Annotated in this window: 16 protein-coding genes; 9 read left to right on the top strand and 7 right to left on the bottom strand. The window is 50.5% G+C overall.

The window, feature by feature from the left end:
* Positions 1-276: 276 nt before the first annotated feature.
* The 4 genes from ltrA (at position 277) to NYE29_RS08460 (ending at position 4,251) form a co-directional block, all read left to right on the top strand.
* Positions 277-1,569 carry a group II intron reverse transcriptase/maturase gene (ltrA, locus tag NYE29_RS08475; RefSeq protein ID WP_076108940.1) on the top strand — a complete coding sequence of 431 codons (1,293 nt, stop codon included), beginning with the start codon at positions 277-279 and terminating at the stop codon, positions 1,567-1,569.
* 664 nt (positions 1,570-2,233) lie between these two features.
* Entirely contained in the window at positions 2,234-2,827 is a 594-nt protein-coding gene (locus NYE29_RS08470; RefSeq protein ID WP_038584893.1) for a bifunctional transcriptional activator/DNA repair enzyme AdaA, read from the top strand.
* Entirely contained in the window at positions 2,802-3,368 is a 567-nt protein-coding gene (locus NYE29_RS08465) for a methylated-DNA--[protein]-cysteine S-methyltransferase (protein ID WP_340895368.1), read from the top strand. The genes NYE29_RS08470 and NYE29_RS08465 overlap by 26 nt, the downstream gene beginning before the upstream one ends.
* On the top strand, positions 3,349-4,251 hold the full coding sequence (locus NYE29_RS08460; protein WP_052091750.1) for a DNA-3-methyladenine glycosylase family protein: 903 nt from the start codon (positions 3,349-3,351) through the stop codon (positions 4,249-4,251). Before NYE29_RS08465 ends, NYE29_RS08460 begins: the two co-directional genes overlap by 20 nt.
* A gap of 214 nt (positions 4,252-4,465) precedes the next feature.
* Here NYE29_RS08460 and NYE29_RS34545 read toward each other — a convergent pair whose 3' ends face one another.
* The 4 genes from NYE29_RS34545 to NYE29_RS08445 form a co-directional block, all read right to left on the bottom strand.
* Positions 4,466-4,555, bottom strand: coding sequence for a putative holin-like toxin (locus NYE29_RS34545; protein WP_379142086.1), 90 nt, complete (start codon positions 4,553-4,555; stop codon positions 4,466-4,468).
* Positions 4,556-4,684: 129 nt separating this feature from the next.
* Positions 4,685-5,179: a hypothetical protein gene (locus NYE29_RS08455; protein ID WP_340895365.1), complete on the bottom strand. Its 495-nt coding sequence runs from the start codon at positions 5,177-5,179 to the stop codon at positions 4,685-4,687.
* A gap of 177 nt (positions 5,180-5,356) precedes the next feature.
* Complete coding sequence (locus NYE29_RS08450; protein WP_179091859.1) at positions 5,357-5,506, bottom strand: hypothetical protein; 150 nt, start codon at positions 5,504-5,506, stop codon at positions 5,357-5,359.
* Positions 5,507-5,519: 13 nt separating this feature from the next.
* Positions 5,520-6,326, bottom strand: coding sequence for a hypothetical protein (locus tag NYE29_RS08445; RefSeq protein ID WP_076113905.1), 807 nt, complete (start codon positions 6,324-6,326; stop codon positions 5,520-5,522).
* 541 nt (positions 6,327-6,867) lie between these two features.
* On the opposite strand from NYE29_RS08445, the gene NYE29_RS08440 reads away from it, so the two are divergent.
* On the top strand, positions 6,868-7,335 hold the full coding sequence (locus NYE29_RS08440) for a L,D-transpeptidase (protein ID WP_076113906.1): 468 nt from the start codon (positions 6,868-6,870) through the stop codon (positions 7,333-7,335).
* Positions 7,336-7,446: 111 nt separating this feature from the next.
* On the opposite strand, the gene NYE29_RS08435 is transcribed toward NYE29_RS08440, so the two are convergent.
* Positions 7,447-7,872 (bottom strand): VOC family protein, encoded by a 426-nt coding sequence (locus NYE29_RS08435; protein ID WP_340895360.1) that lies wholly within the window; start codon positions 7,870-7,872, stop codon positions 7,447-7,449.
* Between the two features lie 140 nt (positions 7,873-8,012).
* Here NYE29_RS08435 and NYE29_RS08430 point away from each other — a divergent pair, with 140 nt between their 5' ends.
* Complete coding sequence (locus NYE29_RS08430; RefSeq protein ID WP_340895359.1) at positions 8,013-8,972, top strand: helix-turn-helix transcriptional regulator; 960 nt, start codon at positions 8,013-8,015, stop codon at positions 8,970-8,972.
* A gap of 63 nt (positions 8,973-9,035) precedes the next feature.
* On the opposite strand, the gene NYE29_RS08425 is transcribed toward NYE29_RS08430, so the two are convergent.
* Both NYE29_RS08425 and pdxR read right to left on the bottom strand, forming a co-directional pair.
* The gene (locus NYE29_RS08425; RefSeq protein ID WP_340895357.1) at positions 9,036-9,566 is read right to left on the bottom strand and encodes a hypothetical protein; all 531 of its coding nucleotides are present in this window, start codon (positions 9,564-9,566) and stop codon (positions 9,036-9,038) included.
* Between the two features lie 39 nt (positions 9,567-9,605).
* Positions 9,606-11,024 (bottom strand): MocR-like pyridoxine biosynthesis transcription factor PdxR, encoded by a 1,419-nt coding sequence (gene pdxR / locus NYE29_RS08420; protein WP_340895354.1) that lies wholly within the window; start codon positions 11,022-11,024, stop codon positions 9,606-9,608.
* A gap of 105 nt (positions 11,025-11,129) precedes the next feature.
* On the opposite strand from pdxR, the gene NYE29_RS08415 reads away from it, so the two are divergent.
* The 3 genes from NYE29_RS08415 to NYE29_RS08405 all read left to right on the top strand — a co-directional run bounded on the left by NYE29_RS08415 (position 11,130) and on the right by NYE29_RS08405 (position 13,745).
* Positions 11,130-11,684 (top strand): GNAT family N-acetyltransferase, encoded by a 555-nt coding sequence (locus NYE29_RS08415; protein ID WP_340895352.1) that lies wholly within the window; start codon positions 11,130-11,132, stop codon positions 11,682-11,684.
* Positions 11,685-11,882: 198 nt separating this feature from the next.
* Positions 11,883-12,350: an Hsp20/alpha crystallin family protein gene (locus tag NYE29_RS08410; RefSeq protein WP_038584915.1), complete on the top strand. Its 468-nt coding sequence runs from the start codon at positions 11,883-11,885 to the stop codon at positions 12,348-12,350.
* A 402-nt stretch (positions 12,351-12,752) separates the two neighbouring features.
* The gene (locus NYE29_RS08405) at positions 12,753-13,745 is read left to right on the top strand and encodes a DnaJ C-terminal domain-containing protein (RefSeq protein ID WP_340895350.1); all 993 of its coding nucleotides are present in this window, start codon (positions 12,753-12,755) and stop codon (positions 13,743-13,745) included.
* The last annotated feature ends 6 nt before the right edge of the window (positions 13,746-13,751 follow it).

The following is a 13,751-nucleotide window of genomic DNA, read 5'->3' as shown; positions in this document are numbered from 1 at the left end:
GCTGTACAGAACTTGGAGCAGCAGCGAAGAACCCTCCGGCGTATAGGGAACGGCATGGGCTGAAAGATCGTGCAGTGAACTGGGGAGACCCTCCCCTGCACGGGATTTTTTTTTAGGAAACCGTAAAGAGGCATTCTATAAGTCCAAAAGACGAAGTGAATCGTCTGCAGGAAGGGAGTCCGAGGGGCTCATAGTACCGAAGAACCTAAGGACAACATAACCTTAGGGAGGGAAGGAGCCCTGCTTTGTTTATGCTTTTGGAGGAGGTACGAGTGAGTGAATGCCAAACGGCTAACGACACCCAAGGAAAAAGTTCAAGAACTCCAAGAAAAGCTAGGTCATGCGGCCAAGGAGAACAACAAGCGTAAATTCCATGCACTATATGACAAAGTCTACCGGTGGGACATCCTGTGTGAAGCGTGGAAACGAGTAAAAGCCAACAAGGGAGCCGCAGGAGTAGATGCCGTGACGCTAGCAGATATCGAGGAACAAGGAGAAACGAGATTCCTCAAGGACTGTGAGCGAGAATTGAAAGAAGGCACCTACCACCCGCAGCCCGTACGGCGACACTATATCCCGAAGAAGGATGGGAAGCCAAGGCCGCTGGGCATACCCACCGTGCGCGACCGAGTCCTACAGATGGCAACGAAACTCGTGATTGAACCCATCTTTGAAGCGGATTTTGAGGAAGTATCCTTCGGATTTCGCCCGAAGCGAAGTGCAAAAGGAGCGCTGGAACGAATCCGGAAAGCCTGCAACCGCAAAGGAAATTGGGTAGTCGATGTGGATATCCAAGGCTATTTCGACAATATTAATCAAGAGAAGCTTATGAAATTAGTACAGATGCGTATCAATGACAGGCGGACCCTGAAGTTAATACGGAAGTGGCTTCAGGCGGGAGTCATGGAAGAAGGAACCGTAAGGCGTTCCGATTTAGGAACACCGCAGGGTGGAGTCATTTCACCGCTTTTGGCGAATATCTATCTGAACTATTTCGACCGACTGTGGGAGAAACACGGGAGCGGAATAGGTGAACTCACGAGGTATGCAGATGATCTTGTGGTGGTCTGCAAAACCAAGAAGGACGCCGACCATGCGTATGAACTTATACGTAAAATTATGGAGCGTCTGGAGTTGACCCTACACCCGACCAAAACCCGCATTGTAGGACTGTGGACAGGAGACGAAGGATTCGACTTCTTAGGGATGCATCACCGGAAAACCAAAGCAGAAACCTCCCAAGGCAAGGTGTACACCACCACGCAGCAGTGGCTAACGAAAAAGGCGGAGGAGCGTATTCGAGGGGTAGTCAAGGAAAGACTGTCACCACCCAGCATGCGTTCGAGATCGTTCGCGGAACATGTAGAATGGCTCAATCCAAAGATTCAAGGATGGAGAAACTATTACTACACGAACTACAGTCAAAAGAGGTTAGCCAAGTTGGATTGGTATACTTTGCAGCGATTAAACCGGTGGTACGCCAAGAAAAGACAACGCAGAAGATGGAGGGGATCACGGTCGGAGGTCAAATACTTAGCCATGCAATATGGACTAAAAACGCTGTTGTAACCTGCATGCCCATGAATGACGAACATCGGAAAGCCGTATGAGGGAAAACCTCACGTACGGTTTGATGAGGAGGGGCTGGTTTTGAACCCAGCCCTTTACTCTAGAGAATTTATATGTTTCACACGATAACTTATCCTTTTATTTCTCGCTGAAACGGTACCGTCCTTAAAAAGGACGGCAAAGCCGTTTCCACTTGGATTGCCGGTTTAGATGAGCCGGCATGTGGAAGCAACCGGACTCCAGCGCTCCTATTTCGGCAAAATCAGTCTTATTGGGGGCGAAACGGACCTCAGCGCCGCTATTTTCACAAAAACTGTCTAATTGTCGCAGGAAACAGGAAATAACGACACTGCAGTCCGCCGGGCATGAAAGGGGGCTTTTCTGCTATAAATAGCGTCTCTCCAGTCCGGCAGCGTTGAAAGCTTCCTTCTGGCCGAAGTGGACCGCTGTGCGCATATCGCGCGGTATGGTGGACTGGTCAGAGCCCGGTTACATAGGTCTTCACTGTCGTAATCTTGCTCTCCTGTGCGCATATCGCGCGGTATGGTGGACTGGTCAGAGCCCGGTTGCATAGGTCTTCACTGTCGTAATCTTGCTCTCCTATTGCGATAGGCTGCATAAGGCCAAAGCAATCGTTTATACTGGCGGTATGAGGTGATTTCATATGGATCAGGCATTATTCGAACAGGTCTATGATTCGGTAGTCAAGCGGGAATCAACCTATGACGGGGTTTATTATACAGCGGTGTTGACTACACATATTGTCTGCCGCCCTTCCTGCCGGGCAAGAACGCCGAAGGCGGGAAATGTGGTTTTTTACGGTTCTTTGCAGGAGGCGACAAGGGCAGGTTTCCGCCCCTGCAAAAGATGCCGCCCCGAGGAAGGCGGCAGGCTAAGACCCGACGCGGTGCTTGCCGCACAGGCAGATGCCGTTATGGCAGAACGTTATGGAGAGAAGCTGACGCTGCAGTCACTGGCTGAACAGCTGAAAGTCAGCCCGTTTCACCTGCAAAGAACCTATAAGCGGGTAACCGGCCAGTCTCCTGCCGCGAGGCTGGACCAGCTGCGGCTGGAGAAAGCATGCGGACTGCTCGCGGACACCGGGCTCGCCATTGCTGAGGTTGGCAAGGCAGTCAGCTTTCAGGGACCGTCCCATTTTGCCGCATGGTTTGCGCGGAAGACCGGCCTTGCGCCAACAGAATACCGTACAGAGCTCAAAGGAGGAATCCAGCATGACCCAGACACTCAAGACCATTGAGATTTTCCATCATACCCTCAACGTCCGGAATAGAGACTGGACTTTGTGGGCCAGCAAGAAGGGCCTAATCCGCATATCTTATCAGGAGGATCAAGGCGTGCTTCCGGCATCGTGGCTGAAAACCTATGCACCGTCACATCAGTTTAGCGAGGACGCTGACATCTTCGATCAATTCGGGGCCACGCAGCTTCTGGAGAGTTATTTTAACGGAGAGCCTGTAAGCTTCAGCAGTATCCCTTTGGATCTCTGGGGCACCCCGTTTCAGCAGGAGGTCTGGATGGGGCTGGCCGGTATTCCGCATGGTGCAATAGTGACCTACAAGGAGCTTGCCGTAAGCATCGGAAGACCGCAGGCAGTCCGCGCGGTGGGTGCGGCTAACGGACAAAATCCGCTGCCGGTCGTGCTGCCCTGCCACCGGGTCATCGGCACGAACGGCACACTAACCGGATACCGGGGCGGCCTCAAGCTGAAGCAGGAGCTGCTGAAATTGGAAGGCATTACGAATGTGGGGGCGGCGGGACATGAACGATTTGCTTTTTGAGCTGCCGCTGCCGGAGTTTTTTGACTTGTCCGCATGTCTGGAATACATGAACCGTTCGCCGCTGGAATGCCTGTTCCGTTCCGATGGGGAAGGGGTTACCCGGCTGTTCATGCTGGAAGGAACGCCGTCGCTGGTCAGGCTGACGGTTGCAGCCGGTACGCCGCGTCTACAAGCCACGCTGCTGACCGGTGCTTTTCCCGGCCCGAAACCTCTGGCGGAACTGGCGCAGTATATCGTGGAATGGTTCGATCTGGACCGCGATCTTGCACCGTTCTACCGGCTGGCTGACGCAGACCCGCTCTTGCAGAAGCTCGCGGCGAGTGAACGGGGCTTGCGGATCATCGGCATTCCCGATCTGTTCGAGGCTTTATGCTGGGCTATTCTCGGCCAGCAGGTCAATCTGGCTTTTGCCTACAGGCTGAAGCAGCAACTCACCGCTGAATACGGGAAGTCGCTGGAATATGAAGGGCATACTTATTATCATTTTCCGGGGCCTGAGACGTTTCTACAGGTCTCGATGGAAGAACTCTGTAGTCTGCAGCTGACCCGCAGCAAAGCGCGGACCCTATTGGATGTGGCTGCACTGATCTCCGGTGGTGAATTGAGCCGGGAGGAGCTGCTGGCCCTGCCGTCCCCTGAAGCCGCCGAGCAGCGGCTGCTGAAGATCCGGGGAATCGGTCCGTGGACCTCGCAGTATGTGCGGATGCGCTGCCTGCGCGACACCACTGCCTTCCCCGTAGGAGATGTCGGCCTGCAGAATGCGGTGAAGTTCCTCACCGGCATGGATAGAAAGCCGACCCCGGCGGAACTGCTGGCACTGTCGGTACCCTGGCACGGCTGGGAAGCCTATGCCACATTTTATTTGTGGCGTGCGCTGTATTGACTATCCGCTGCCTGTGAACGAGTATTCTAATCGGTCAATAGTTTTGGGTTGTTTTTGTATCACCTTGTTGTATAAAAACCGATATGCTAAGATACAATTAAAGAAGGAGCCGTGCGTCAACACGACTCCAGTGTACAATCCGCGATAAGAGCGGACGGCCTTGGTATAAGGCAACGGAGAAGTAGATCGCGCTCACCCTACCAAGATGGGCGGTCTACTTCTTTTTGTTGAAGGATAAAATCAACACAACCAGCGTCGCAAATGAAATCATCAGCGTCAGTGCTTGGTATACCTCCACAGGCATCACCTCCCTTCCGGGAGACTAGCCGACCGCCTTATGCCATTGTACTGGATTATTATACCAAGCCATACTCGTTTAGAGTATGGTTTTTGTTTTGCACGATCCGTTTTATTGACCTCAGATTTGAGGTGGTTACTTCTGCAACTCTACGAGTTGGGCCTGGAGTTCAGCTATCTTTGCTTCGTCTTTGGGAATCATTTTTTGCGCACGTTCTAAATCAATCTGCAGGTAAATTAATTCGTCACCTGTATATTTTCCAGATGCTATGTTTTCTTTTATTTTTTTAACTGCTTCTTTTGTATTTTGTAGAGTTGATTGGTATAGAACTATTTCCGCATTTAATACATCCGCTGTTTTCTTGGGCGTTTCAGAAATGTCTGGCGAATTTAACCTAACCACTCCCTTTTCATATCCGACATCTAGACCGGTAGCTTGACCAATTACTCTAATTGGAGCATAAGTTGATCCATTAATAATTACTGCCGATCCTATAACGCTACCATTTAGATTAACCTTAGCGGTTCCTTCAACCTTTTTTCCAATTAATTCACTTATATCATCCGCAAACACTGTTGATGACAATGTGAGGACGATCCCAGCAATAAAACCAACAAAGTACTTTTTCACTTTTAATCCTCCATATTAGCTATTTACTATACAATGGTTTATTTATCGGTAAAGGTAATCCGGCAGTTAACCGTGATCAATGGAAATAAGACCAGCTTTGATAGCCCCATACTTTTTTACACGCTCATGAAAAAGCCTCTGCAGAGTTTGCAGAGGCTCGTCCGGCTATTGATTTATTTAATGGTCTACCCCGTGGCGCAGCGGTACGATGCCGCCGCTTGCAATCTTATCCGTGCCGGTGGATCCTGCGTCCGCGCTGACAAGAGCAGCATTAACACTTACCAAAGCGACCACAATAAAGATGAGCGTAAACATTTTTTTCTTCATTTTGAAATCCTCCCTAGTCTAGTATTTGTTCCATCAAGCAGAGGTACTCGTCCAGTTGCCTGGAAGTTGTTTGATTTCGGAGTTTCTCAAAGAGAACCGCTGACTTACGGAACCCTGTATCATCTTTAAGCTTAACTGATGATGCCAAAGAATATAGAAGCGAATTTATAGAATCATATATATTTCCATTTATGTAATAATATTTCGCCTTCAAATAAATGTAATCTATGTAATACCGGATGTTCCTTTTTGTTATGTAGTATTCCCCCATCGAGTCGATCTGCTCTTTGAACTCGATCAGCACCTCATCGACATTGTACTTATGCTTGATTGCTGACTCCAGGATGTATATCATGCCTGGCAGGATTTCTTCTTCGTTATGCCGTAGGAAAACCAGGTAATCCGGAAGCGCGGTGGTGTTCCCCTCGTTCAGTTCGATCACGTGCAGATTAGCTAGGGCAATTTCACGATAATATTCAACCTCGGCACAGCCCTCGGCGTTCATACCGTTAATCCATCCCAAATCCTCATACTTCGAGATGCACTCTCTCGCCTCGTCATATCGGCCCAGCTTCTCAAGCGCGATTCCTTTCAAACACATAGAATAGCCGAAGTAATAGACGATGCTTCGTTTTAATCCGAAGTTGCACACCTTCTGGCCGTCGGCATGCTCCCGCTGATATATGCTGTAGAATTGATTAATCTCGCTGTATAGCCTATCGGCGATTTGGAGGATACCGTCCCAATTTTCAAGGGTAAATGATGCCCGTAGCATCTGAACCAATGAATCAGCATTGATCCCGTTAAGATCCAACTCCAATATGATCCATCCTTCCGTAAAAAGCGAAAAAAGTTTCTCCATTTATTCCACAAAATACAAAATAAGAATTTCTTTGTCTAATCATTGTTCTTTATTTCACCCTTACTAGTAAGTGACCCATGTCACACATAAAGGTATTTTTATACAAAAAAATTCATTATATGGAAAATATGCAGGACGTCCGATATGCGTCATACAAAAACGCTTGAGATAAGCTCAGACGCTGCAATATCGAAACAAAGCTACGTCTGAATAAGTTATATCTATAAAGGAAAAGAGACACCTCTAAAAGAGACATCTCTTGAATAAAACGGAGTTTATGTCACAGATATAATCAAAGTTGTATATTCAGGATTAGACTTGAGAATAAATAATATTTTCCAAATAAAGTTGATAATTAGTAATCCGTGGTTGTAAATCCTCCTCCTCTAACTCCCTATTAATAGAAGGCGGTTGATGCAGAGCACAATGATATGGAGTTATCTATTAGCCTCTGCCACTCCATCAGCTAATCCTTCAAAAAAAATTGGAGGTTTTATAAATGGGATACCACATTCGGGTTAACTTGAACGCAAACCGGACAAAATTGGGTTCACTGAAAATGTATAATGATAGCGGGGCTTTAGTATTTGGTCCTGTACAAGCACTTGGCCGCTCAGAATACGGTTATCCTTGGTCTCAGACTGACGGACATACACCAACCGGGGTATATTCAGCAACAATCTCGAAAGAGGCAATGCCCCAAACGGTTAAAAATAAACGTTCTTATGGCCCGTCGAAATATATCATAATGGACCCTGTTAGTGGCAATGCGTTAATTGCAGAACAAAATGGCCGCTCAGGTCTATGGATTCATGGTGGAGATCCAGCAGATACAGGTGCCCCTTCTTATCCACTACGTCCGACACATGGTTGCGTAAGACTTTCGAATGAGGACCAAAACAGCTTGATTTATGTTCTATCCACATTAGGCGGCGGTACTGGAAAGGTTACTATCGCGGAAGTTTAATCTAAGGAACAAAATCAACATTTGTTCAAGCCGTTTCAAACGGGGCACTTAAATACAGATACAGGCCATGGCTGCCTGCCTTTGGAAGGGCAGGAGCCATGGCCTGTTTTTTTACCGTGGCCGCTTGGTGAAGATTTGAAAGGTTACACCGAACTTGTCGGTGATCATGCCGTAGGCCGGGCTGAAATAGACCGGACCCAGTTCTAAGTCAACCTGCCCGCCTTCCTTAAGGGTGTTGTATAATCGTTCCGCTTCCCCGGCGTCCTCCGTCGAAAGGCAGATGTTGATGCCGTTGCCTGTTTGCAGCACCTGTCCGATGTCAAGATCGGCTACAAAAATATCCGTGTCTCCCACACTCAGGACAGAATGGGCGATACGCGCTTTTTCTTCGTCCGACAATGGTGAATCCGGATTCTGCGGGCCTTGTCCCACGGTTTGCTTAAACTGTAGTTTTGCTCCCAGACTCTCCTGATAAAAAGCAATGGCTTCCTCTGCCGTACCGTCAAGCAGGATAAAAGGATTTAATTGGATACTCATTTCTAATTCGCTCCTTCAAGCTGTATTTGCCCTTTGCGGCTGGGCTTTGATTTCATTGTAGTCTATAATAGTGACAAGTATTGTCATGAATAGAAAAGTGAATGAAGCCAATTTCAAATCATCTGAATGGAGGCTGGCGCATGTCCAAATCGAAAAGACTGCTGGACCTGATGATGACCGTCAACCGCAGGCGGAAGTTTACCGTCAGGGAGCTGGCAGACGAATTCGGGGTCTCTACACGGACGATTCTGAGGGATTTACAGGAGCTTGGCGAGCTTGGGGTGCCGCTGTATTCCGAAGTAGGCCCCCACGGGGGTTATCAGGTGCTGAACGAGCGGATTCTTCCGCCGATTGCTTTTACGGAAGCGGAGGCGGTGGCGATTTTTTTTGCCAGCCATGCCTTGCGCCACTATCAGTATCTGCCCTTTAAAGAAGAGTCCCTATCAGCATTGCACAAATTTTATAATTATATGTCCGGTGATGTCCGCGACCGGATTGATGAGATGAAGAACAGGATTGATTTCGTGACTCCGTCAAGGCAGGCAGAGTTTCCTTATTTGTCGATCCTGCTGGAGGCGGCTACCGATCAGAAAGTACTGCGGATCGACTATGAATCCAAAGGGCAGCAGTCGTGCAGAGCAATACAGCCTGTCGGCATTTATGCCAGCAGCGGCTTATGGTACTGCCCGGCTTATTGTTTTGTGCGCGGGGATATCCGTGTGTTCCGCTGCGACCGGATCCATTCGGCGGACTATGACCATTCGGGGTTAGCGCCGCTGGATTTGCGGCATATCCACCTGGGAAATAAGGAGATTTACAGCGCCATGGAGCAGGTGCCTGAAGAGGAACGGGTCAAACTTCACGTAGAGCTTGGGAAAGCGGGGGTCCAGAGCTGTGAGGCCGAGCTGTGGTCGGCATCCCTGCTGCATAGGCGTGAAGACGGGACCGGATGGCTGGAAGGCAAGGTACCTGGAAGCGATCTGCGCTTTTTTGCCAGATTTGTTATGGGGCTCGGAAATGGGGCAACGGTCCACGAACCGCCGGAGCTGGTGGAGGAACTAAAGGGTATGCTTGCCGAAATGCTGAAGAAATACAGCTGACAGGAAATGCTGCGGCTGTTTCCGGGGATTAGCGTACCCCAGCGGGCCGGGGGATTAACTTCGCTATTTGGTCATGCGGATGAATTGCTTATCCGCCAGGTTAAAGGAGCCTTCCGGCTCGAAGTCCGGCAGATGAAGGGTCCAGTCCAGATCCGGGTTTATGGTCTTGGGGAAATCACTGTCCCAACAGGAATAGATCTCCATAGATTCGCCTGCGGCCATATGTTCATTCATATGGGAGAGCAGCAGCCGGATGCATTTCAGACTGCAGGCATAACCCTGCGGATTCTGTGCCTTCATCTCCTTGCTGAGAGTGAAAGAACCATTAAATCCATAAACGTACGGCTTGGATATGGGCAGCTCCTTCCTCCAGGGCATTGAGCTTACATCCCCGATGTCCAGTCCTGACGCATCCAGCTCCGTTTCAAACACTTGGACATAGGTATCGTTCAGATGGGATAAATCCATAATGTTGTGTAGCGCATGTTTATCATCTGACTTCGGAATGTCAGAATATTTCTGATACGTATATACATATCCGAAGCTTCCGGCCGGCAGCGGTCTGTCCGAGCCAAGGTAATGGTTAAGGGTCATTGGGATTCACCTTCCTGAATGGTTTGCTGAATAACTTCTTTAAATCAAGGGGAGCCATACCTCAGCCAGGCGCCGAATCCCTTCTTCGATCAGGTTTTCAGGGATGCCTCCAAATCCAAGGATAAACTCAGGGTCATCGTTTTCGGGCTGCTCCCACCAGGTATAAGACATTGGGGTAACCCGGATGCCGGCCTTTTCTGCCAGAGCTGCCAGCTGCCGTGCACTGCCGTGGGATTTCAGTGTGAGCAGAATGTGAAATCCGGCGTCCCTTCCGCTTACAGCTGCCCGGTCTCCGAAATAGCGCTGAATGGAGCGGAGGAGAAGGTCGTGTTTTTTCTGGTAGAGCAGCCGCATTCTCCGCAGATGCTTCTCGAAATGCCCTCTTTCCATAAAATAATGCATCGCGATCTGATTCAGCCGGGAGGCTGAATGCTCCAGATACAGCTCCCTCGCCAAATGGTGATACAGCGGCAGCAGTGGCTTAGGCAGAACCATGTAGTGAATGCTAAGGGCAGGGGCTACTGACTGCGCGAAGCTGCACATGTAGATTACGGGGCTGTCTTCCAGAAGTCCCTGCAGTGCGGGAATCGGCCTTCCGTGATAGCGGAACTCACCGTCGTAGTCGTCTTCAATGATGATGCTGTCCGTTGACCGGGCCCAGTCCAGCAAGGCGTGGCGTTTGGCGATCGGCAAGGTCATGCCTCTGGGGAACTGGTGGGAAGGTGAGATATACACGCTGCTGGCCCTGCTGGTATAGAGCTTCTCCACATCTATTCCATCTTCCTGTAAAGGTATGGGAATTATCTCAAATCCGTGCCTGCGGAATGCTGCCGGCAGCAGATGATAGCCCGGATCTTCAATGCCGAGCCGTTTGCTGCTGCCCTGCAGTATAAGGCAGAGCAGAGAACATAGCGTATACTGATCCCCTCCGATTACAACCTGCTCTGCCGTGCAGCGCAGCCCGCGGAATTGCCGTAAATGGGCGGCGATGCTCTCGCGGAGGGCAGGCTCACCCTGCGGATCGCCATATTGCAGCAGATCAGGGTTGGCGAGCTGTTCCTGATAGAGGCTGCGCCATATTTTGTGGGGAAACAGGGAAAAGTCGTTTTTCGACATATGGAAATCATAAGCATACGGCCGGGAGTCGCGGGCTGTTATCGGGCGGCTGGGCAGCGGCGGAGCGTCTGCGGCGGCTGTCAGCCCGCTGAACATATGCATAGGCTGAACATAATAGCCGCTGCGCGGCTTACTTGCGATGAAGCCCTCGGACAGCAGCTGCTGGTAAGCAAGCTCGACCGGTGTAGCGCTGAGGCTTAGCTGGGCGGCAAACACACGGATTGATGGCAGACGGGTACCGGCCGGCAAGGAGCCGCTGATGATTTCTTTTTTGAAATAATGATATAACTGAATATAGTAGGGAACTTCATGGTTCTCGCTGAGAGCGGGGACAAGCAGCATATTATCCTCTCCATCTGTCCTTTGAAATTGAATGATTTTGTCTATTTTATAGTATACAGTCTTGCAATATCATAGAGCTACACTAAGAGACAGGAGTTGGCAGCAATGAACAAGCAGTCCGGGCTATTAAATGGAGACAAAGTGTATCTGCGTCCGCTTAACGGGGAAGATGCCGAACTGTACTACCACATGTTCTATGATAAGGAGACCCGCTACCTCACAGGCACCCAGAAGCATATCAACAAGGAACAGATCACGGGGTATATTGAGCGAAAAGCCGGGGATGACAGCGCAGTGCTTCTGCTGATTGCCCTTCAGGAGAATGACGAGGTGATCGGCGACATTGCGATTCAGGATATCGACCGGAACAACCGGAATGCGAATCTTCGGATCGCCATCGGTGAAGGGAAACATCAGGGACAGGGTTACGGCCGGGAGTCTCTGCTGCTCATGCTGGACTATGGCTTCGGGATTCTGAATTTGCACCGGATCGAACTGGAGGTCTTTAGCTACAACAGCCGTGCTATACATGTATATGAGAGCATCGGCTTTGTCCGGGAGGGCGTGCAGCGGGAGGCGCTTTTTTATAACCATGAATATCATGATGTGATCAAGATGGGCATGCTGGAGCAGGAGCACCGGGAGCGTTATTTACGATAAAGGTCAAATAAGGTCAAATAATTAAAAAAGCTAAAATTTGTAATATAAAATAAGCCGAAACGCCGGGATTTGCCGGATTTTCGGCTTATTCCGGTTTTGTCATCCAGCGGCAGCCGGACTATAATAAAGCCATAAGGTCAAATAAAGTCAAAGTCAAAATTGAGTTCAAAATTCAAGACATTGAGAGGAGAATGGATCATGTTTGATTTGGTGCCTTTTGGAAAACGCAGAGATGATGTGTTTGGTGTGCTGGCTAAGTCTTTAAACGAAGTGTTTAATGATGAGTTTTTTGCTCCGATGACCGGCGCTGCCCAGTCCTTCCGGACGGATATCCGCGAGAGCGGTCAGGCCTATCTGATCGAGGCCGAGCTTCCCGGCTTCAAAAAAGAGGAAATCGACATTGATTATACCCGTCCTTATTTGACGATCAAAGCGGTACGCAAGGAAGAGGATGCTCAAGAGAACGAAGAGCATCAGGTAGTGCGCAGAGAACGCCGCTACGGGGAGTATGTGCGCCGCTTCTATGTGCAGGATATTGCCGAAGATGAAATCCGGGCTTCCCTGAAAGACGGCATGCTGTCGCTGGAAGTACCGAAGCAGCAGAAATCTCAGGGCAAACGCATTGAGATCCAGGATAATGGTTCATCCGGTGAACAGCTTCAGTAACATATTCCAAGGCTACAACATCCGGGGGAAGCAGGGAGTCCCGCACGCGGATGGAAGGTGAAGTGAGACTTTCAAGCCTGGAAGAATGAGCTGTCTAAAAAGGGGTCCCGGGCAGGGCGGCCTATGCCGCATGCCCCTCTGATCCCTGCAGTTGCAGCGGCTTCACCGGGCTTTTCATATAGCAGTAACCATAGAAGACGCATTGTAGTGGGATTTCCGGCTATGGTGCGTCTTTTCTGAGAGTATATCCCCTGTGGGCAGCAACAGAGACAAGGTAAAGCAGCAGCACAGGGCTGCTCCGGCTGACGAATTACCAGTTGATGGGACGGGAAGAATATATTTAAGAATACAAGTGGAAAGCGCCGGAGGATGGGTGCAGCCAGCAGAAAGGAAGAGGTTCGATTGGCGGCAAAAAACTATTACGAGGCTTTAGGGGTAGGCAAGCAGGCTTCCAGGCAGGAGATTAAAAAAGCCTATCAAAAGCTGGCCAAAAAGTGGCATCCCGATGTTAATAAATCTCCTGATGCGGATGTGAAATTCAAGGAAGCGGCAGAAGCATACGAAGTGCTAGGCAATGAGGAAAAGCGCAAAGTGTACGATGAAGAGCTCCGCTACGGATTTGGCGGCGCAAATACGGGCGGGACACAGCACTCCGGTTCCGGGGCGTACTCCTCCTCGTCCTGGGAGTCGCCCTTTGGTTCCGGGGGCGGCGGTATTTCCGAAGAGGATTTGTTCGGCATGTTCTTCGGCAGCCGTGGTGCGGCGGACCGGGCCGGATTCGATTTTTTCTCCGGCAGCGGCGGTGCGCGGCAAGGCGGGGGAGGACCGTGGGGTCAAGCGCAGGGCACCATGCAGGCTCAGCTGGAGATTACGCTGGAGCAGGCTTACAAGGGCGGGAAAGTAAGGGTACAGGTCGCTGGCAAAGACGCGAACGTCAGCATCCCGGCGCGGTCACCCGAAGGTACGGTCCTGCGGATTCCCGGCGGAGGGAATGCTGCTGCGCAGGGTGGGGACGTGCTGATTACGCTGCATATCCTGCCGCATGCGATTTACGAGCCCGAAGGCGGCGATCTGTATGGGACGGTGGAAATTGCCCCATGGCAGGCCGTGCTGGGCGGAGAAGCCAAAGTGCCGCTGCCCGATGGCAGCAGTGTTAAATTGAAGATTCCCGCCGGGATCACGGGCGGGAAAACGCTGCGGATTCCGGGTAAGGGGCTGAAACGCCCGAACGGCACAAACGGTGACATCCTGTTCGCGATTGAGATTGTCATCCCGCCCGGAACTACGGAAGCGGAGAAGAACATTTACCACCGTCTGGCCGAGGGTGCAAGCTTTCAGGCCGGAGCCAAACGCCAAGGCTCCGGAGCGCAGCGGCGCACAGCCGCCAGAGGGTAATTAGAT

It is taken from the genome of Paenibacillus sp. FSL M7-1046 (genome assembly GCF_038007405.1).
Classification (GTDB): Bacteria; Bacillota; Bacilli; order Paenibacillales; family Paenibacillaceae; genus Paenibacillus_AQ.
Note: the sequence above shows the minus strand (reverse complement) of the source record. Positions and strands in the feature narration are given on the sequence as shown.